The following is an 18,647-nucleotide window of genomic DNA, read 5'->3' as shown; positions in this document are numbered from 1 at the left end:
GCGCTTTCCTGACATAAGACGACATTCATTCTGATATACAAATAAACACCATCCCAATATCTTTTTTACTCCCTATCATTATCAAGCACTTATGGTTTGCTTTTATACGAAGACGGGGAACATCAACCCAGATATTGAAAAGGATGAGATTGCAATGGAAAAAAAAATTTGCATTATGTCGGAGTGCCAGTTTACCCGGCTAGCCGTACTCCACTTTTTTGACACAGTGGCACTCAATATAAATAGCGATGCAAAGTTGCTCATCATTGATATCCGACATGACAGCTCAGTCATTGAGCTTGCCTCTCAGCTATTCCTCGCCGTGCAAAAGTATCCTACCCGTAAATGCATCAATATCATATCTAATAAGTCATCCATAACAGTCAATAGAAGCGATTTAAATGTAATCTATGAGGATGAATCACTGGAAGAATTCATAAAAAAAACAAATAAAGTGGTTAATCAGAAAAACTATTTTTCTTGCGCCCAGCTTTATCTGAACACAATAAATAGCATCAATCTCACTGCGGCACAAATCAAAATCGCAGAAGAAGTTGCTTCAGGGTTGAGCTCAATGCAAATTGCAAAAAAACATCGCTTGAGTGTTAAAACGATTTACACGCATATCAGCTCAATAAGAGAAAAACTGCAAATAGAAACACGGCACGACCTCTACTTGAAGCTTTCTAAAAGAAAAGAATTCATTAAGGAATTAAAAAAACATATCCTTCAATAAGGAATACATGCCCTCACACCACTAAATAGCTACACCAAATAGTAGATCACCTGGCGGGAACTCAGCCTGGATTGTGCGATCCGATCAATCGCCAAAAAGAAACAAACCACCAACCAGACTGAGCGATGACGATCAGGCACCAATGCCCCATGACGAACTACGCCTGATGCAGAAAGCAATCCACAAGACTCGTGATAAAAATCATACCCGCAGGCTTACGGCTATGGTGATGCTGCATCGGGGAGAGCGGGTCAGCGTTATTGCCAGAACACTCTGTTGTGTCCGTTAATCCATTGGCCGCTGGATTTACTGGTTTACGCAATCAGGTGTTGAAGGCCTTAAGTCATTACCGTCAAGGCGTTGGAGACGCTGGCCGTTCGAACATATTTGAGCATTGTTGCGTGAGCTTGTTAAGCATTCTCCCGGTGATTTTGGTTATCAGCATTCCCGCTGGAGTACCGAACTGCTGGCGATAAAATCCGCGATATCACCGGTTGTCCGATACATGCTTCAACCATCCGGAGATGGTTACCTGCTGCCGAGCTGGTATGGCGCACGGCAGCACCAACACTGCGTATTAGAATCCAGGCGATGTCTTTCACCAAAGTTTTGCAGAAAGTTGCTGCTACAGTCTTTGTCAAGGCTAAGTAGAGATATCCGGGGGTAGGGAAAGTTCCGATGTCCTTATGACTATAGTATATCTTGAGTCGCAAAGTGAAAAACTCCGCTGCGACAGCCGTCATGGTAATCCTTACTTGATCATACCCACCGAAATCTTAATCTTAGCCCCAGATTGGACATTACAACTTAGCTACCACAACGTAACTGCGCTTAATACATTTTAAGCTAAATATCAATCGTTTGCATCATTAATATATCGTGGGTTGATGTGTTTTTCGTGTCGTGACAGCAAAATCAAGGATGTAACCCGCTAACGTGGTAAGGACTAAGATTGTGAACAGAACAGCACATGAAGTACAGGCCCAATTGTTTGAAAGCTGGCAGCCTGAAGATCGTACCGGTAATAAAGCTTAAAAATTTTGGGATGAGTGTTAGAAGAACAGTCTGCGGCTGGATAAAAGCCCGTCTGTGCACTATCAACTTCTGATGGAAACCATCCACTGGACGCTGATCCCGCAGAAAAAGTGAAGTCCTCTGTCGGTCTCCACTGTTATCGCTACCGGGTAAGCTGTCAGGCATGGCCCGGTTTAAAAAGATACGCTGACAATTCTGCTGCGGTTATATCAAACTCGAGTCGCTGTATTAGATCTGCCAGTTTTTTCTCTGCAGTATCACGATCAATCTGATTCTGTACTATCTGCAATGCAGCCTGTTTTAGCTCCGGAGGGAGTTGTTCCAGAGCTATATAAATATCACCCGAAATTTCATCATCTGGATTTTCGAAGAGCCAGCCGTAACTCATAAGGTCACCTATTCTATTTCACAAATTTCCAGACACCTGGCGGTACCCGGTCATATAGCTTTCCCATCGTCAATTCTGCCAGTCGGTGATCAACAGCTGCATTAAAGGGTTCCAGTTCGTCGTCGGTCAGATCGTATTTGTTTTTTTCTATCACTTTTTCAAGCGTGTCTCTGGAAGTACAGCGTCTTAGACGTAACAGCCATTCCTGTCTGGTCATGTAATTTCTGCAATAGCACCGGGAAAAGTCGCTTATCTTAAGTGATACACTTCAGAGCTGTCTATGAGACAACCCCGTATTCCGACAGAACAGAACGGGATGCGGTTAATTCAACCCGTTATGTTGAACATAATCGCTGATGCTCAGCCCTGACTTGCGAATATCATCCGAAACCTTGCGGTACTGATCTTTCCACTCTTCTGGCATGTCCCGGAGAGCCGCTATCTTACAGGCCACACTGTAGGGGGTACGCCCCAGCTTTTCGGCCAGCCAGAACAGTTGAACACCCACCGCTTCGTCCGGTACGGATTCGAGGGCATCAAGCAGCATAGTCCCCTCTTCTTCCCGCCAGGGTTCACCGGCATGCGGAAAACGTGGGTCGGGCACACGTTCCTGTTTCTCTTCCTTTGGTTTCGAAGCTGCCGGAACGTTGAACTTCTTCATACTGACGCGAGCTTTCATGGCACCGATGGCGGCGACGGCCCGGACCAAATCCTCGCGCTCCTGGCGCGTCAGCAGGTTGTCCTCGCAAATCAGGGCATTCAGATTATCGATCAGCGTATTCAGTTTGGGTTCTGTTAATTTCATTCTTCTGTTCTCATTCCTTGTATGTGGTATCTGTCAGTCCCGACTCTCATTCACCTGGATGGTGGCCGGCAGTCCTGCATCAAAACAGGTCTGATACCAACTGGCCACCTGGAGGGGATCGCCCTCTTTTATCTGGCGTATACCTCCATCATCCGTCAACTGCAGACAGGTGGTACCATCCAGACGGATCACGTAGGCCGCTTCCCTGATGGTGTAATGGCCGTCATCCAGCTGCAGCAGCACCGCATCACCTGCAGCCGTCTGGCGTAACGGCAGACGCCGGACGTCTGTCAGCCGTTGTCGTGCCGTTTCAGCCTCACGTTCTTCCTGGTAGAGCGGTTGTGCAATACCGCGACCGGAATCCGTCAGCTCGACGGCCAGCTGCATGTTCGGGGCGCGCAGGGTGCGCAGCCAGCCCGCGGCTTCCATGCGCCGGCAGGAGGCGCGGAGGTTCGGCCCGTACACCGGGGCGTCCCCGCCCTGCTCCAGCACCCGCTCTATATCCCGCGTCGCCACCGGCCCCGGACGTTTCGCACCGAGGGCGGCCAGCACAATCAGTACACGCCGCTGCAGCGGCGATGGTCGGCGCGCCTGAGTCATTGCTTATCAGCCTCCGGCCAGATGAGTTTTCTGAGGCGCTGCTGATCGGCGTCAATGAGCGCTTTGGTTTGTTCGTAATTTTTCACTGGCGCACCAGTAATAGCCAGTTCATACCAGAATCCCAGAAGAGTGCTGGCCTTATTCGATTCGCTGATGTATTTAGCGCCCTGGCTGTCCAGCTCGCATTCACGGATACGTGCTTCCGCTATCCGGGTCAGCTGCTCATAGCTGAGTGAAAAATTCACGTCTTTCTCATCCATCCTGCACGCTCCGTCTGATAATGTCCGGTTAAGTATAAAATCATACTCAATGTGCAAACATCATATCAGATATGATTTTGTGATTAATGATAAATATCACATTCAGTATGATTTTATGCACTTGGCTTGATTATCATATCCTTTGCGTGTTTCCCGACGGGCAGATCCGAAAAGATGCTAAGTCGGATCTCCAGACTACAGATGGGTTATTTTGGCTAACATGCCGACATGGAAGCAGGGGAGTAAGCTGATATATAAAGGGTACCTGCAATGAAAACTGGGACGCGCAATGGGGAAACGTTACGGTAATCCTCGCTGCCTCTTTAACATAAATTACCGAGAGTCAGATTATATTTATTTATGAAGAAATAGAAAGCGAGGAAGGTGATAAGTCAACCTATTAAAATTCGTAGCATTAAATTAGGCCATTATCCTTATGTTTTCTTGCAGTATTCTTAATGACTGCTAGCATTTAAAATGCTGGCATTAGTAATAATGCCAGCATCATTTCAAACAAATTTCATAAGAGGTTAAAATGTTTAAATTATCTGTCATTACATTCATTCTGTCTATATTTTCCATTTCCGTCATGGCTGATGATGATGTTGCTGAGCTTGGAATATACCCTACCCCTGCTATGTGTGATTTAATTAACGCAGGAATTGAAGTCCCTGGTGTAATTGATATTAGTGTTTGTAAAAAATAATATTCCGTACCCACTTTAATTGTTATGTATGAATATTGACCGCAATCGATATGTTGATCGCATGAGAGGCCTCACTGTCTTTTTGATGCTGATTGTTAACAGTCCAATTGACCTGAGGATCACAACCGCAACATTAAAGCATTCTCAGTGGGCAGGGTTGACGCTGGCAGATGCCGTATTCCCAACATTTCTATTTATTGTGGGTATTTCTCTATCTTTGTCTCATAGTTTTAGCCGGATAAATTTCAAAACCATAATTTCGAAAGTTGTCACTCTTGCTTTTGTTGGTGTTTTATTGAAATTAATGACATTTTTTCTATTTAAGCAAGAGCATATAAGACTGATGGGAGTTTTACTGCGCATTGGTGTATGCTACGGAGTTGTCGGGCTGATGCTTCTTTATATGAGCAATAAAACTCTAAAAACAACATTTATAACACTTTTTATACTGTGGTTAACTATCTTATACGTATGGAATGATTACAATCAATACTCTAACATCTCTGATGTTTTAGATGATTTAATCCTTGGAGATTACGCTAATTATTATGATGTTGCCACAGGAAGGCACGGTGACTCCGAAGGGATATTTAGCACTACCGGAGCGGTCTTAACCACTTTGTCAGGATTAATATTCGGGAAAAGAATTGATAATATCAGCAATATCAATGGTTTCTTCTGTGGCGCTATTTGTATTCTTATGGGCTTTAGCCTTTTTTATTTTTTATCAATGCCAGTCATTAAAAAACTATGGACACCATCCTTTCTCTTAATATGTACTGGCATTGCCATTTGGTTTTATTTGCTGGTGAAAAATATGCATTACATCAACCTTAATTGTCTGGAGCAGGTCGGGAGAAATTCGTTAAAAATCTATGTTTTTTCAATAGTGATTTTTGAGATACTGCTTTACCTGCAGTTATGGCACTCTTTATTTGTTGTTATATATATAAATTTAATACCTAAGAGCATCCCGATTCAGGGGGCGACATTTATATTTTCTTTACTATTTTCATTGCTTGTATGTTTTTTTCCGTCTTTTATAAGAAAAATGTTTTTTAAAACAAAAGAACTATGTAAGAACCGAGTATTTAAATAATGTTAATCAGATAGTTGACAAGTGTTTTTCTCTCTCGGACAAATTTCGACATGAGTAATACCTGAATCACGCCAAGTAAAAATTACCTCCTCTGACGCCTCATTTAATGGCCACATATGCTCTTTGTTCACCAGTTCTGTCAGTGTGAAGGAATAATGACCGGGCATATTGATATGTCATTCAGGTGCCTGGTCTCCTGAAAACGTCGTATAGCGCGAGAGTACCCCCTGATGCTATGGGTAAGCCTGTTAAAAAACAGGCTTACCGTTTATATCCAGACTGATCCCTGTCATAAGCCAGCTGCAGAGCGTTGTTTCCTTTCAGACCAGAGAGAGCCTGGTTATGTTGACCCCTAAGTTTTTCCACGCTTTCCGGAGACAGCCTTATCAGCGTTTTAATGCAACTGTCGATATAATGAGTAACGTCTTCACGCGGACCGTTGCGCATTCATCATCGGCATAAAAAACATCGAGCACAGCAGACATACTTTCAGGGCTGTCGAAAGCACGGAGCAGAAAGTAGCAATCCGGGTCATGCCGGCGAGCTGAAGCACAAAACCACCCTAACGTACAATAATTTTCGATATCCAAACATACCCCTATCACAGTGCCATCTACGCCACCGGCCATAATGAAGGCAAACTGACGGCGCAGGATATTCACGGGGCAGCGTTAAAAGCAGGACTGGCCACCCCGGCTCCTGACGACCATACCGCGTCCCTTGAGAAAAAAAGTAACCTGGCTGAGGCGCCGGGACTCACCGGAAAGCCGGGGACTCAACGCGACCTATTGCCTAATCCCGAAGAGTTTAAAATTGAAGCAGTCAAACAGGTTATTGATCGCGGTCATTCTGTTTCCAGCGTTGCAACTCGTCCCGATATCCCCCCCACAGCAGACTGGCTCCATGAATCTCCAGACAGTTGGCATCACTTAAGTTAGTTTTTCCCTATTGAATTAAGGAAATCACTTGTTTCGTTCATGCTGCATCATTCCTTTTTCATTACAATGAGTTTCAAAAATGTAACGACTACAGGCACTGAAACTTCAATGATAAACAACACAATAATGAGGTCAGCGTTGCTGTCACCATTGCGCCAAATGCCTGACAATACTGACACTAAGAAAAAGACAAAAACAGAAATGATCATCGACAGTCCATAAATACGGTTGGCCTGAAACCAGATCTTAGGATGATTCAAAATTAATGAGGTGCGAACACCATACCATCTGTTCGGTTTAACCTTTTGTCGTGCAAGAGGTATAGCAATAATAAACAGGAATAGGCTGCCAATACTGAGATAGAAAAAGTTATCGTTCATCCAACCCCACCTTTTCATTATTAAGCAGGAATCACCACATAACCGGAAAGGATCCTGCCCCGGACATGAATCAGGATCATAACAATTTTGCCAGGCAAGAAAAAAACACGGCTAGCATAACTGAATAACGGCCATGCCGCCGGATGGCGGCATGACATTATTACTTTGCCCAGTCTTCAAGTACTAACCCAGGCACCCGCTCAAACTCCCGCGTATTATTCGTCACCAGTACGGCACCGGCGGCGACAGCATGCCCGGCGATCGCCGTGTCGTTCGGGCCGATTGGCGTCCCGGCAAGGCGCAGCGCAACCTTAATCTCCGTGGTGGCGTCCACCGCGGCGCGGTCCCAGGGCAGGATGGCATCGAGGCGGCTGCAGAATTCATCAACCAGCTGCACGTGACGGGGCGAGGCCTTCGGCCCGGTGGCGCCGAAGCGCATTTCGGAGTAAGTGATGGCCGAGATCACGATGCGCTGGCCGCGCAGCACCGCCTGCTCCAGGCGCTTCAGCACCGCTTCCGGCTGCTCGCGCATGATGAATGAGCAGATACAGGTGTCGAGCATATAGGTCTTGTTCACAGGTCAAATCGTCCTTCGTCGGTGACAACGTCCTCACGCTCCGCCATAAAATCCGGATCGGCTTTTTCCAGGCTGGCGAATGAGCCCCAGGTCGGCCGGACAGGGCGCAGGATGATGCTGTCCCCTTCCCGGACGATCTCCAGCTCGCTGACCCCCTCAAAATCCAGATCGCGGGGCAGACGGATGGCGCGGTTGTTGCCGTTTTTAAAAATAGAAACTGTGCGCATGGTTTTTCCTCATATGCTGAGTGTGCCAGGGAGTATTCCCGCATAGGTGAAGTATATGCCTTTGGAACAGCTTTGTATAGGTAAAGCATATGCAGATGGTGAGTATATGCGTATGTATGACCTATGCAGATGTCAGGCATATGGATATGTCAAGTATATACGCGCGTCTCGCTTTTTCCGCTGAGATCCGAAAACTCCATAAGTCGGATATCCAGACTAGAGCCAGGTGGCATTGGCTAACATGCCGGAGATGGAAGCAGGGGAGTAAGCTGATATAATGATGTAAGAACAAATCTTACATTGAGATGCGGAGGGGTTATGGCCCGTACTATGACGGTAGACGTGGGTGATGAGCTGCGTGAATTTATCGATTCCCTGGTTAAGGCCGGTGATTACCGGACCCAGAGCGAAGTCATGCGAGACGCGCTGCGTCTTCTTCGCGAGAAGCAGGCTGAATCCCGCCTTCAGGCACTGCGCGACCTCCTGGCCGAAGGTATCAGCAGCGGTGAAGCTAAACCATGGAACAAGGATGCCTTCCTGAATAATGTCAGGGCCAGGGTGGCAAATGAAAGAGATTGAGCTGACACCGAAAGCTGAAGAAGATCTGGAAGCAATCTGGGACTACAGCTTCCGACAGTTTGGGATTGTACAGGCGGATACGTATATCGGCCGTATAGCCGCAGTGTTTGATGTGCTGGCCATGCATGACATCGGCACGCATCGCGCAGAGCTGGGAGAAGATATCTGCTCGCTGCCGGTGGAACAGCACATGATCTATTTTGTGTCATCACTTTCGGTGGTTACGATCATTCGTATTCTCAGCCAGTCTCAGGATACGGCGCGGCATGAACCCTGGAGATAACCGAACAGGGGAAATCACAATTAAATCAAATGCTTAGTTCGTGTAATCTATCTTATGTTAAATATCAATTACTTAAATAACTAATGTATCATAAGCTGATGTGTTTGTCGTGTCGTGACAGCAAAATCAAGGATGTCACCCACTAACGCTGTAAGGACTAATGAGCTATGAACAGAACAGCACATGAAGTACAGACCCGCTGGCTTGAGAGCCGGCAGCCTGAAGATCGTACCGGTAATGAAGCTGAAAAATTTTCGGATGAGTGTTGGAAGAACGGTCTGCGGCTGGATAAAAGCCTGTCTGTGCACTATCAACTTCTGATGGAAACCATCCGCTGGACGCTGATCCAACGGCAAAAGTGACGTTCTGCGTCGGCCTCCACTATTATTGCTACCGGGTAAGCTGTCAGGCATGGCCCGGTTTAAAAAGTTCCGACAGAACTGGACGGAAAGCGGTTAATTCAGCCCGTTATGCTGAACATAATCGCTGATGCTCAGGCCTGATTTGCGAATATCATCCGAAACCTTGCGGTACTGATCTTTCCACTCTTCTGGCATGTTCCGGAGAGCCGCTATCTTACAGGCCACACTGTAGGGGGTACGCCCCAGCTTTTCGGCCAGCGAGAACAGATGAACGCCCACAGCTTCGTCCGGTACGGATTAGAGGGCATCAAGCAGCATAGTCCCCTCTTCTTCCCGCCAGGGTTCGCCGGCATGCGGAAAACGTGCGTCGAGCACACGTTCCTGTTTCTCTTCCTTTGGTTTCGACGCTGCCGGAACGTTGGACTTCTTCATACTGACGCGCGCTTTCATGGCACCGATGGCGGCGACGGCCCGGCACCACGGTCATCTCGGCGGCGTCAGTCCGGAGGACTTCGAACAGGCCTCGTCGTGAGGACAGAATTTGTCTAGCGGGGTGGGGTCAGTCCATACCTCTGTCGCATTTGCGGAGAGTGTTGCACCGGATTTTTGCGTATTGGTTTTATTGCTGATTGTGGCTGGTTTGACCATGTTATTCACCTCTGGTCAAGAGTTTGCTCACTTAGTCGTGTGTCCATTATTCGCGGGCAGGATCAGTCAACTGATATTTTCCATACGGAATGGCCCCGGTTGTTATAAGTAAAGCTGTGTATAGATCACATCAAATACATGGCCACCTCCATTGTTCTACAGCACCACGCCAATGAGGATGCTTTCAATGCTAACGGGGAACTTATATATTTTCGGAATTTCATAGGCCTGGTGTATAATATATTATACACCCCTCCCACTTAATCACTGATAATAGTTCCACAAAAATCCACAACCCGAAAAAAATGTAAAAAAAATAAATGTAGCCTATAGAAAGCATGATGTAATAAAAAATAAAAGAAAATTGATATATATCAACAAACCAAATATCACACAGTAAATACCACTGAACCTGTGATATAAAAAAAAAGTCCCTCAACGAGAGGGCAAGAAATCTACTAATTGCATAAGGAGAATGAAAATGCGTACTGGCAATGCTAATTGATATAGAGCAGTAATATCATGAGAATGCTGCCTCACATGAGGCAGCATATATATAATTTCATCACCTAGAATAGCAGAGGGAAGGCTTGAAAATGGAGTATGTATTAGGCCGGCATGTTAAAATCGCAAGGTTTGGAAAAGGTGGTCTGATTGGTGGAGGTTCAAAAGAACAGTTAATAGAAGACCTCGACCTATGGGAAAAAACAGTTCAGACTGCGTACTGTTTTATTGAACCAAAAGATTATGAGCACGCACGACTAGAACTGAAAAAGGTAATATCAGAAGAACAATTTTTATATTGCTATACATTTCTCCTAAAATACAACTTCATCATTCCGGCTCACTATACAGAAAGCTTTGAAGAGAACCGTTACTCTCGAAACTATTTACATTATCAAAGCTATGGAGCAGATCCAGAGGTTGTACAAGAAAAACTAAGAAAATCTAAAGTAGTAATTCTTGGTTGTGGGGGCATAGGAAACCATACTTCTGCTGTGCTTGCAACGGCTGGTGTTGGGGAGATTGTACTTGTCGATGATGATGAGATAGAAATGTCAAATCTCACAAGACAAATTCTATTTACAGAAGACGATGTTGGGTCTAAAAAAAACGCTATCATGAAGAGGGAATTGCTTCGTAGAAATTCAGCCATATCGGTATCTGAATTATCATTGCAAATTAAAACCTATAAAGATCTCGAACATATACCTGAAGCAGATATTTGGATAGTATCGGCAGATCATCCATTTAATTTAATTAATTGGGTAAATAAATATTGTGTAACAATGAACCAAGCTTATATTAATGCAGGTTATGTAAATGACATTTCTGTATTTGGCCCCTTATACATACCCGGGAAAACGGGATGCTATGAGTGTCAAAAAGTTGTTGCAAGTATATACGGATCTGAAAAAAATGATATAGATTACCAGATTAAGGCAATCAACAGCCATTTTAAACCTGCAACCTTCGCTCCGGTCAATAATTTAGCAGCAGCACTTTGTGCTGGTGACGTTATTAAATTCATTGGACAGTATGCAGAACCTTTATCTCTTAATAAAAGAATTGGTATTTGGACGGATGAAACAAAAATTCATGTTCAAAACATGGACCGCTCACCAATCTGTTCTGTATGCGGGTGCAGAATGTGAATACGGCAAAAATGTTATCAGTTAATTATGGCCTTTATAATGCGATTCGCATGTTAATTGGTGTTTATCATGCTGCATTTTTAATCTCAACAGGTATTAGCATTTCTCAACTAGCAATCTTGCAGATTGTTTTTTCCGCTACGGTACTGCTTCTTGATTTTCCTTTATCAGTCTTTGCGGACAGATATTATCGAAAACAAATAGTCGTGATTGGCGTTTTTTTTACAATTATTTTTTATCCACTGTGCACATTGTCACCAAATTTCACTGCCTTACTTTTTTCTGAAATATCCTATGCTATAGGAATATGCAGTATATCTGGAGCTATTGAAGGATGGGTATTAAGCTCTCTTGACGGGAAGCATGATAAATTTTCATTATGTGCACATTTGTGTGAAAGGGTTTCGTCATTCGGTAGTGTTATAACAGGAACCATAGGCATTTTTGCAGTGTATTTTTATGGTTCATACAAGGCTGGCTATTTAATTTCTATGGTTTTAATGTTCATTGTCCTTGGCATTTTTTTAGCAGCGAAATCTAGTAAAAAGAACATAAGAAGCTCAAGCAAAATTGAGGGGAATTTTGTTAAGCAAGCACTGGAAAGCATCAATGTAATATCTACGAGCCGTAGCGGTAAATATTTCATATTAATTAGCTGTACTTTTACGCTTGGAGTTCAAGTAATTTATCATTTTTGGCAACCAATCATGCTATCTGACAAAAACATAGGGTCTATATCTAATAAAGAGCTTATTGTTTTACTTATGTGTCATGTTGGCGCTTTTTCTTCTCAGTACCTAGCCAACTCATACCTACCTAAATTCAATGTGCAAAGTAAGATGTATTCCATGTTAACTGTAATATTTTCAATTCTAAGTTCCGGACTTTGTATTGTATTGTTTTTATTAATAACAAACAGGCATGACATGCTAAGTGTCTTAGCTTTCTCTATTATTCACGGGATGATTTCAATCATTCCGGTAGGGGCGCAGAATATATTTATAAGCCAACTAAAAAGTGATGATGAAAAATATATATCTGGATCGCTTGGAATTGTTTCCCTTTCATGTAGAATTTCATCTATTATTATTTTAGGATGTATTTCCTTACTCCCAAGAAATATACCAGTTGTAGATTATATTTTTATTTCAGCAGTGGCATATATTCTTTGTGGCTTTTACTTTTTAAAATGGTCTAGCAGTTCTAAAGAGGTAATATATGACAGTCAATCCCAATGAGTTATTAACAGAAGAAATTATTGCTAACATGAGTTATCCAGACTTCGTAGCGCTTATGCGACAGGATAACACCCCTCCAGGCGCAGAATATACTATTGACCACTGGATCAAGTATGCAAACATCAACAAGGATTCTTACTTGTTGGACTTGGCCTGTTCAACCGGCTTTAGTTCGCGAGAATGTTACAAAAGAACCGGCTCATCCTCAAAAGGAATTGATATATCTGATGCAGCTGTAAAGGTTGCAAATGACAAGGCTAGTGAGCTGAATGCGGGCGATACCCTCGAATATATAGTGGCTGATGCTTGCAACTTGCCTTTTAAAGATAACGAGTTCACACATGTATTAGGGGGATGTAATTTTGCATTTATACAGGATCGAGTTGCTGCTTTAAAAGAAGTATATCGATGCTTAAAACGTAATGGAATTATATGTGTTGCCAACTTTTATTACAGGCGTGAAATACCTGAAGAACTGATTAATGATGTTTATAACGCAATTAACTTTAGACCTGATCCTTCATGGAACCTTCACTTTTGGCATCAATTCTTCTCAAGGGATTTTACTCTAATAAAAGAAGAAAATCATGAAATGGAGTCACAAAGTTTCGATGAACTCAAAGATGACATTTATGATTACATATTCAATCGAAATGAATTTACGAAAAAACTTCAAACTGATCTCCGCTCTCGATTTTTTGAACGGCTTTTAAAAATTCGTGAACCACTAAATAAACAGAGAGACTATCAGGGAGTTACCTTACAATTATGGCGCAAAAAATAACACCATACAAAATTATTAAACACGCAAAAGAGTTAATTGACACTGGAAAAGAGTCTGGTGAGTTCCCATTTATGATTTTCGATATTGATGCGGCACTTGAACGACTGGACTGTTATTTATCACAACTTAAAGAAAATTTTTCGCGCTATAGTATTGCGTATTCATACAAGTCTAACAACCTGGCACAATGGTGCCAGGTTGTGTCAGAACGTGGCTTTCATGCTGAAGTGTGTTCTGCGGATGAAATGAGGCTAGCGCAGATAGATGGTTTTAAATCTATAGTTTTTGATGGCCCTTTAAAATTATCATCAGAGCTTATTAAGGCAATAGAAGTTGGCGCTTTAGTTGAGATTGATAATGTTGATGAGTGCAAAAGACTTGAAGAATTATGCCAAAATAAAGGTTTGCAATGCAAAATTCATATCAGATTATCTCACTTCTACGACGACAATTTATCAAGGTTCGGTTTGTCTAAAGATGAAGTGCTAGATTTACTCGACAAAATAGTTACAAAGTCCAATCACCTGATATTATCAGGCTTCCATTTACATGTTGGATCAAATCTTCCAACTGCAGATAAAATATGCAACTCGATCAAGCAATATGAAGATATTCTCTTAGAATATATGCCTGAGTATGGCACACTGAATCTTGGAAGTGGCATTCCTGCAGATTCATTTGACACTTCAAACACAACTAAAACACCTGAGCCAGAATGTTTTTTCTCTGTAATCCGAGAGACCGTCCAACAGTGCTTTGGTGACAAGTATAATAACTGGAATTATATGTTTGAACCCGGAAGACATTTTGTCGAAGATTTCGGGTATTTTATTGGGAAGGTTTCTAATATTAAAAAAAGGTATGGTGTTAATGTTGCACAAAGTAATATTGGAATAAACTGGATTCCCTCTGTAAGAAACTGGGATCATTCATTTGTTTCATTTATACATAAAAATAGGCATGATGAAAGAAAAAAAGAAGAGTATATTTTGGCTGGCTTTAACTGTTTTGAATGTGATTGTCTTTTTCCTTCAGTTTTTACTCCTGAAAACCTGATTGATTCTTTTTTTTCTATTCGTGGCTGCGGAGCTTATGACATGCAAACAAGTAATCAATGGACTCGTAGGCTATACCCTATATATAGCATAGCGGGTGGTGTTCTTGATATATCTCGAGCACATCGACAAGAACACGATTTCCGTCGATACGATATATCAAATAGTATTGATGAAATCACTATTACAGATAACATAGTTTTATCCTACCCTCAACTTAAACACTCAGATCAACTTTTCAAGCTCATCCAAGACAATAAATTATATTTTAGCAATAGTATGGAGTGGCCTAAGCATGTCAATGAATTGTCTGACTCAATAAGTTTTATTGAGCAATCAAGACTAAATAATCAAAATAACACTGCATTAGTACTCCTTATAATTTTCGAATCGCGTGTCGCTGGAGTTATATCATTTAATAACATTGACTGTGCCAATCATACCGCTTACATTGGATACTGGTTAGGAAAGCGTTTTCAGGGAAAAGGCATTATAACTCAATCAATTAAAAAATTAATTCACGATTACAGTTCCACCGGAAAGATTAATCGATTTGTTATAAAATGTGCAGTTGATAACATTAAGAGTAATGCTGTTGCTCTTAGATGTGGTTTTACTCTTGAGGGGGTGTTACGAAATGCTGAAGTAATAAATGGCGTTGCTCATGACCAAAATATATATGCAAAATTAGCACATTAAATCAATATTTTTCCCAGTGGATGGGGTGAGTCCTATGTCACCCCTCATATTTATTAAACGAATATCCATAATAAGTAGAAACTGTCTGCATGCCAAAATCTATGGTAACTCTCTCAGATAGTTACTAACCACGGATATTTCCTTATTTTCGAAATTGATAACTATTTCGGCTCCAAGTGGTAACGTCAACATTGGGTGAGTATGACAACAATCAAATCCATCAACAATAGGTAGTTGACGTTTACCAATCACTTCAATTAATACGTCATATGGTTTTCGGCCACTTCCAGCATTATCAAAAAGTTCATGCTTTCCAAGAAGAATCGCACTAACTTTATCGAAAATTCCGTTGAGGCTTAGCATTGAGAATAAACGTTCAACAGTCGCGATATCCTTCAAACTGTCTTCAATGAATAAAATATCACCACATCTAATTTTTGGCATCCATTCACTACCCCAGATCCCTGTCAGGGTATTAAGATTTCCTCCGATCACCCGCCCTTTCACCCTTCCCTTGCCATAAAATTTGTAATTATTGTCGTAGAGTTTTTTAGGGCGTACAGGTTTTTTTTCATCCCAGTTAAGTCGTTCATCAGTCCATTTATCAGGTAATCTGTAGGTATAGCTGCTCGTCTGTTGCCTTGTCAGTACTTCAATGAAATATTTATATGTTGAGTTGACAAGGGGAGGAAATTCACCAAATGAAGGAACCAAAGCAGGACCATAAAAAGTGATTAATCCTGTTTTTGCATATATACCAGCAAGCAGAGCTGTTGTATCGGAATATCCAATAATTATTTTGGGGTCTGCTACAAGGGCATCATAGTCAATGAAAGGTAACAGTGAATTGCTGTTATCCCCCCCAATTGTTGACATAATACAGCGGACTTTCGAATCATAGATCAGTTCATTGAATTCCTGCACCCTTTCCTGAATTGTGCCTGAACGATAATAATCAGACTTTCCGGTCAACTTTCCCGCTTTAAGTTTAAATCCCTTTTCCTGAAGAAAGTGTTTTGCCCGACTAAAGCGGTTTGGAGCCGTTACTGTTACGGGGGCAGATGAGGAGAAGAAACCGATAGTATCTCCCACAGCCAGCGGAGGAGCAAGCAGGGGGGCTCTGAATTTTGTCATTGAAGCTCCTTATACCTTGTACCTGTCAAATTAAACATGATACTTTTTCTCAGCCATTTTTTCATAACTTACCTGAGATAGATCTCTGTTAGCAGCATGATATCCTGAATCGCCGGGGGGGTGGGGGGAACGCTAAAAAATTCAGCTACTGAAGTTAGAAGGCGTTGATATCACCATATTGACGGTACCGGCCAGAGGCACGGCTCTGTAATCTGATCCCGCCGCCGGAGTGAAGTCCTCTGACGTTCTTCACTGATATCACTACCGGGTCAGCTGTCAGGTATGGCCCGGTTTAAACAGAAACGCGGATAGCTCTGCTGTGGTTATATCAAACTCAAGTTGCTGTATTAATTCGGCCAGTTTTTTCTCTGCCGTATCGCTGTCCATCTGATTCAGTAAAATCTGAAGAGCGGCCTGTTTAAGCTCCGGAGGCAGATGTTCCAGATCAATAACAATATCTGCGGAGAAATCTTCTGCGTGCTCTTTGAAATGCCAGCCGTAGCTCGTGTGTTCTGAAGTCATGTGTGTAGTCTCCATCACGAAATCTTTTCGGTTTTATTTTACCCAGTCTTCCAGCATCAGGCCCGGCACCCGCTCAAACTCTCGTGTATTATTCGTCACCAGTACCGCGCCGGCCGCAATGGCGTGCCCGGCCATGCGCAGTGCCACCTTAATCTCCGTTGCGGCGTCCACCGCGAGTCGGTCCCAGGGCAGGATGGCATCGAGGCGGGCAGCGAATGCCTCAGCCAGCTGCTGCGTGGCGGGAGCTGCAGCCTGGGCGGCCAGGGAAATCTCAGACCAGGTGATGGCCGAGATCACTATACGGTGGCCGCGCAGCACCGCCTGCTCGAGGCGCGTCAGCACGGCTTCCGGCTGCTCGCGCATGATGAACGAGCAGATGTTCGTGTCGAGCATCCAGGTCTTTTTTATAGTTCAAAGCGTCCTTCATCGCTGACAACGTCCCCGCGATCCACCATAAAGTCCGGGTCAGCTTTTTCGAGCTTCGCGAACGAGCCCCAGGTCGGCCGGACGGGACGCAGAATGATGCTGTCCCCTTCCCTGACGATCTCCAGCTCGCTCACCCCCTCAAAATCCAGATCGCGGGGCAGACGGATGGCGCGGTTGTTGCCGTTTTTAAATACCGATACGGTTCTCATTATTTCCTTCTGGACGACCGACCTTTATACATATGCTCAGTTTAGGCAGATGTATAGTCATAGCATATGCAGATGTTCAAGGTATGCGTATGGCTGACATATGCAGATGCCAGGCATGTGGATATTCCATACCTATACTCTTTTACCTCTTTCTCCGCGAAGATCCGAAAAAAGGTAAAACAGCCCTCAGCCCTTGCCATGACTGACTCCAGCGTGGATATGAGGTGAAAAAGGATCCTTTACGCATTTGGTTTTACCCACAATAATGCGGGATAGGATAATAAACGGATCCGCGCGCTGCGATTTATAGTGACGCAAGGATCGGGCCATTCAGGCCAGAATAGCTTTATACCCGCCGTGCGCTACGTGAAAAATAGTCTATAAACAACAACATCATTCCTCTGCAGAATTCACTAGAACGCGTTTCGTTGTTGCCGATCGTCCCGGGTGTTGATTTTGCGACCGCACTGGCATTACGACGCATGGCCACCTCCACCGGTGCCACACCGGCCTACATGCTTGCCGCCTGAAGTAAGCGCTCTCCTCTACTATATGCCCGATCAGCGTCATCACATGCTGTTTGCGGCGATGTGGAACACCGGCATCCGTATTGGTGAGGCGAGAACGCTGACTCGGGAGTCGTTTGACCTCAATGGATTAAGGCCTTTTGTGCGGGTGCGGTCTGAAAAAGTCCTTGCGCGGGCACCCGCGCAAGGACAAGGTCCGTCTGGTCCCGCTGACTGATATAAGCTATGTCAGGTAGATGGAGAGCCGGATGGTCACCACCCGCCCCCGTGGACGTGAACCGTTGTGAGCAGTCACCGATGAAACCATGCGGAACTAGCTGAAACAGGCCGTAAAGCTGGCCGAAGCTGACGGGTGCATTTTTCGATTCCGGTGACGCCGCATACCTTCCAGCACAGCTATATCATGCACATGCTCTATCACCGCCAGCCCCGGAAGGTTATTCAGACGCTGGCTGGTCACAAGGATCCACGCTCGATGGAGGTGTATACGCGGTTGTTCTAGCTGGACATGGCGGCCACTCAGGTCGTTCCCTTTATCTGTGATGACCGGGACGCCGCCGAAATTCTCCGCTCACAGCTTCCAGGAAAGTGAATCCATACAGCAGATCCGGCAGATATTGACTGAGGTGCGCGGCCTGACATACCTCAGTCAATAATGGCTCGTCAGAACAACTACAATGCATACTACAGTCAATTTCTTCATGCTACAGTTAATGCCAGCATACAGTAGTCAATTCATTAAAGCGGTTAAATGTCTTACCGGAAGGGAAACATT

At 43.8% G+C, this 18,647-nt stretch carries 24 protein-coding genes and 3 pseudogenes; 12 read left to right on the top strand and 15 right to left on the bottom strand.

The annotated features are described in order from the left end of the window. Positions 1–154 precede the first annotated feature (154 nt). Positions 155–736 carry a helix-turn-helix transcriptional regulator gene (locus HED65_RS19445; RefSeq protein WP_168112414.1) on the top strand — a complete coding sequence of 194 codons (582 nt, stop codon included), beginning with the start codon at positions 155–157 and terminating at the stop codon, positions 734–736. A 142-nt stretch (positions 737–878) separates the two neighbouring features. Next, positions 879–1,318, top strand: a pseudogene (locus HED65_RS19440) (helix-turn-helix domain-containing protein); the annotation flags it as partial. 610 nt (positions 1,319–1,928) lie between these two features. Here HED65_RS19440 and HED65_RS19435 read toward each other — a convergent pair. From HED65_RS19435 to HED65_RS19415, 5 genes are all read right to left on the bottom strand, one after another. Continuing rightward, positions 1,929–2,159, bottom strand: a complete 231-nt coding sequence (locus HED65_RS19435) for a hypothetical protein (protein ID WP_114979789.1) — start codon at positions 2,157–2,159, stop codon at positions 1,929–1,931. 13 nt (positions 2,160–2,172) lie between these two features. Beyond that, entirely contained in the window at positions 2,173–2,376 is a 204-nt protein-coding gene (gene hha, locus HED65_RS19430) for a hemolysin expression modulator Hha (protein ID WP_032713766.1), read from the bottom strand. Positions 2,377–2,481: 105 nt separating this feature from the next. Beyond that, positions 2,482–2,964 carry a DNA-binding protein gene (locus tag HED65_RS19425; RefSeq protein ID WP_114979788.1) on the bottom strand — a complete coding sequence of 161 codons (483 nt, stop codon included), beginning with the start codon at positions 2,962–2,964 and terminating at the stop codon, positions 2,482–2,484. A 33-nt stretch (positions 2,965–2,997) separates the two neighbouring features. Further along, positions 2,998–3,564 carry a hypothetical protein gene (locus tag HED65_RS19420; RefSeq protein ID WP_114979787.1) on the bottom strand — a complete coding sequence of 189 codons (567 nt, stop codon included), beginning with the start codon at positions 3,562–3,564 and terminating at the stop codon, positions 2,998–3,000. After that, the gene (locus HED65_RS19415; protein ID WP_114979786.1) at positions 3,561–3,824 is read right to left on the bottom strand and encodes a hypothetical protein; all 264 of its coding nucleotides are present in this window, start codon (positions 3,822–3,824) and stop codon (positions 3,561–3,563) included. Before HED65_RS19415 ends, HED65_RS19420 begins: the two co-directional genes overlap by 4 nt. Before the next feature lie 535 nt (positions 3,825–4,359). Here HED65_RS19415 and HED65_RS19410 point away from each other — a divergent pair. Beyond that, the gene (locus HED65_RS19410; protein ID WP_168112413.1) at positions 4,360–4,530 is read left to right on the top strand and encodes a hypothetical protein; all 171 of its coding nucleotides are present in this window, start codon (positions 4,360–4,362) and stop codon (positions 4,528–4,530) included. A 28-nt stretch (positions 4,531–4,558) separates the two neighbouring features. Further along, the gene (locus HED65_RS19405; protein WP_114979785.1) at positions 4,559–5,629 is read left to right on the top strand and encodes a heparan-alpha-glucosaminide N-acetyltransferase domain-containing protein; all 1,071 of its coding nucleotides are present in this window, start codon (positions 4,559–4,561) and stop codon (positions 5,627–5,629) included. Positions 5,630–5,974: 345 nt separating this feature from the next. Here the strand turns inward: HED65_RS19405 and HED65_RS22795 are convergent. From HED65_RS22795 to vapB (HED65_RS19385), 4 genes and pseudogenes are all read right to left on the bottom strand, one after another. Beyond that, positions 5,975–6,219, bottom strand: a pseudogene (locus HED65_RS22795) (hypothetical protein); the annotation flags it as partial. A 395-nt stretch (positions 6,220–6,614) separates the two neighbouring features. Next, complete coding sequence (locus HED65_RS19395) at positions 6,615–6,947, bottom strand: SdpI family protein (protein ID WP_114979784.1); 333 nt, start codon at positions 6,945–6,947, stop codon at positions 6,615–6,617. A 160-nt stretch (positions 6,948–7,107) separates the two neighbouring features. Then, a complete protein-coding gene (locus tag HED65_RS19390; RefSeq protein WP_114979783.1) occupies positions 7,108–7,524 on the bottom strand; it encodes a type II toxin-antitoxin system VapC family toxin in 417 nt (138 codons plus the stop codon). Continuing rightward, positions 7,521–7,751: a type II toxin-antitoxin system VapB family antitoxin gene (gene vapB / locus HED65_RS19385; protein WP_095907153.1), complete on the bottom strand. Its 231-nt coding sequence runs from the start codon at positions 7,749–7,751 to the stop codon at positions 7,521–7,523. The genes HED65_RS19390 and vapB (HED65_RS19385) overlap by 4 nt, the downstream gene beginning before the upstream one ends. A gap of 318 nt (positions 7,752–8,069) precedes the next feature. On the opposite strand from vapB (HED65_RS19385), the gene HED65_RS19380 reads away from it, so the two are divergent. The 3 genes from HED65_RS19380 (at position 8,070) to HED65_RS19370 (ending at position 8,975) form a co-directional block, all read left to right on the top strand. Next, complete coding sequence (locus HED65_RS19380) at positions 8,070–8,330, top strand: type II toxin-antitoxin system ParD family antitoxin (protein ID WP_114979782.1); 261 nt, start codon at positions 8,070–8,072, stop codon at positions 8,328–8,330. Beyond that, complete coding sequence (locus HED65_RS19375; RefSeq protein WP_114979781.1) at positions 8,317–8,613, top strand: type II toxin-antitoxin system RelE/ParE family toxin; 297 nt, start codon at positions 8,317–8,319, stop codon at positions 8,611–8,613. Before HED65_RS19380 ends, HED65_RS19375 begins: the two co-directional genes overlap by 14 nt. Before the next feature lie 167 nt (positions 8,614–8,780). Further along, complete coding sequence (locus HED65_RS19370; RefSeq protein WP_114979780.1) at positions 8,781–8,975, top strand: hypothetical protein; 195 nt, start codon at positions 8,781–8,783, stop codon at positions 8,973–8,975. A 93-nt stretch (positions 8,976–9,068) separates the two neighbouring features. Here the strand turns inward: HED65_RS19370 and HED65_RS19365 are convergent, their stop codons facing one another. Beyond that, positions 9,069–9,254 carry a hypothetical protein gene (locus tag HED65_RS19365; protein ID WP_114979779.1) on the bottom strand — a complete coding sequence of 62 codons (186 nt, stop codon included), beginning with the start codon at positions 9,252–9,254 and terminating at the stop codon, positions 9,069–9,071. An 18-nt stretch (positions 9,255–9,272) separates the two neighbouring features. Further along, positions 9,273–9,407 carry a hypothetical protein gene (locus HED65_RS22790; RefSeq protein ID WP_262983624.1) on the bottom strand — a complete coding sequence of 45 codons (135 nt, stop codon included), beginning with the start codon at positions 9,405–9,407 and terminating at the stop codon, positions 9,273–9,275. 812 nt (positions 9,408–10,219) lie between these two features. Here HED65_RS22790 and HED65_RS19360 point away from each other — a divergent pair. Genes HED65_RS19360 through HED65_RS19345 form a run of 4 tightly spaced genes read left to right on the top strand, consistent with a single transcriptional unit; the run spans position 10,220 to position 15,054 of the window. Then, the gene (locus HED65_RS19360; protein WP_114979778.1) at positions 10,220–11,278 is read left to right on the top strand and encodes a HesA/MoeB/ThiF family protein; all 1,059 of its coding nucleotides are present in this window, start codon (positions 10,220–10,222) and stop codon (positions 11,276–11,278) included. Next, positions 11,275–12,516 carry an MFS transporter gene (locus HED65_RS19355; RefSeq protein ID WP_114979844.1) on the top strand — a complete coding sequence of 414 codons (1,242 nt, stop codon included), beginning with the start codon at positions 11,275–11,277 and terminating at the stop codon, positions 12,514–12,516. The genes HED65_RS19360 and HED65_RS19355 overlap by 4 nt, the downstream gene beginning before the upstream one ends. Continuing rightward, the gene (locus HED65_RS19350) at positions 12,497–13,300 is read left to right on the top strand and encodes a class I SAM-dependent methyltransferase (RefSeq protein WP_114979777.1); all 804 of its coding nucleotides are present in this window, start codon (positions 12,497–12,499) and stop codon (positions 13,298–13,300) included. Before HED65_RS19355 ends, HED65_RS19350 begins: the two co-directional genes overlap by 20 nt. After that, a complete protein-coding gene (locus HED65_RS19345) occupies positions 13,285–15,054 on the top strand; it encodes a GNAT family N-acetyltransferase (protein ID WP_114979776.1) in 1,770 nt (589 codons plus the stop codon). Before HED65_RS19350 ends, HED65_RS19345 begins: the two co-directional genes overlap by 16 nt. Before the next feature lie 99 nt (positions 15,055–15,153). Here the strand turns inward: HED65_RS19345 and HED65_RS19340 are convergent, their stop codons facing one another. From HED65_RS19340 to vapB (HED65_RS19325), 4 genes are all read right to left on the bottom strand, one after another. Beyond that, on the bottom strand, positions 15,154–16,188 hold the full coding sequence (locus HED65_RS19340) for a S66 family peptidase (protein WP_114979775.1): 1,035 nt from the start codon (positions 16,186–16,188) through the stop codon (positions 15,154–15,156). A gap of 276 nt (positions 16,189–16,464) precedes the next feature. Beyond that, complete coding sequence (locus HED65_RS19335; RefSeq protein WP_114979774.1) at positions 16,465–16,710, bottom strand: KH domain-containing protein; 246 nt, start codon at positions 16,708–16,710, stop codon at positions 16,465–16,467. 33 nt (positions 16,711–16,743) lie between these two features. After that, entirely contained in the window at positions 16,744–17,118 is a 375-nt protein-coding gene (locus tag HED65_RS19330) for a type II toxin-antitoxin system VapC family toxin (RefSeq protein ID WP_114979773.1), read from the bottom strand. Beyond that, positions 17,115–17,345: a type II toxin-antitoxin system VapB family antitoxin gene (gene vapB, locus HED65_RS19325; RefSeq protein ID WP_114979772.1), complete on the bottom strand. Its 231-nt coding sequence runs from the start codon at positions 17,343–17,345 to the stop codon at positions 17,115–17,117. Before vapB (HED65_RS19325) ends, HED65_RS19330 begins: the two co-directional genes overlap by 4 nt. Positions 17,346–17,725: 380 nt before the next feature. Here vapB (HED65_RS19325) and HED65_RS22780 point away from each other — a divergent pair. Next, positions 17,726–18,464 (top strand): annotated as a pseudogene (locus tag HED65_RS22780) (tyrosine-type recombinase/integrase). The last annotated feature ends 183 nt before the right edge of the window (positions 18,465–18,647 follow it).

The organism is Pantoea sp. LS15 (assembly GCF_012241585.1).
GTDB lineage: Bacteria > Pseudomonadota > Gammaproteobacteria > Enterobacterales > Enterobacteriaceae > Enterobacter.
This window is presented reverse-complemented; position numbering and strand designations above follow the sequence as displayed.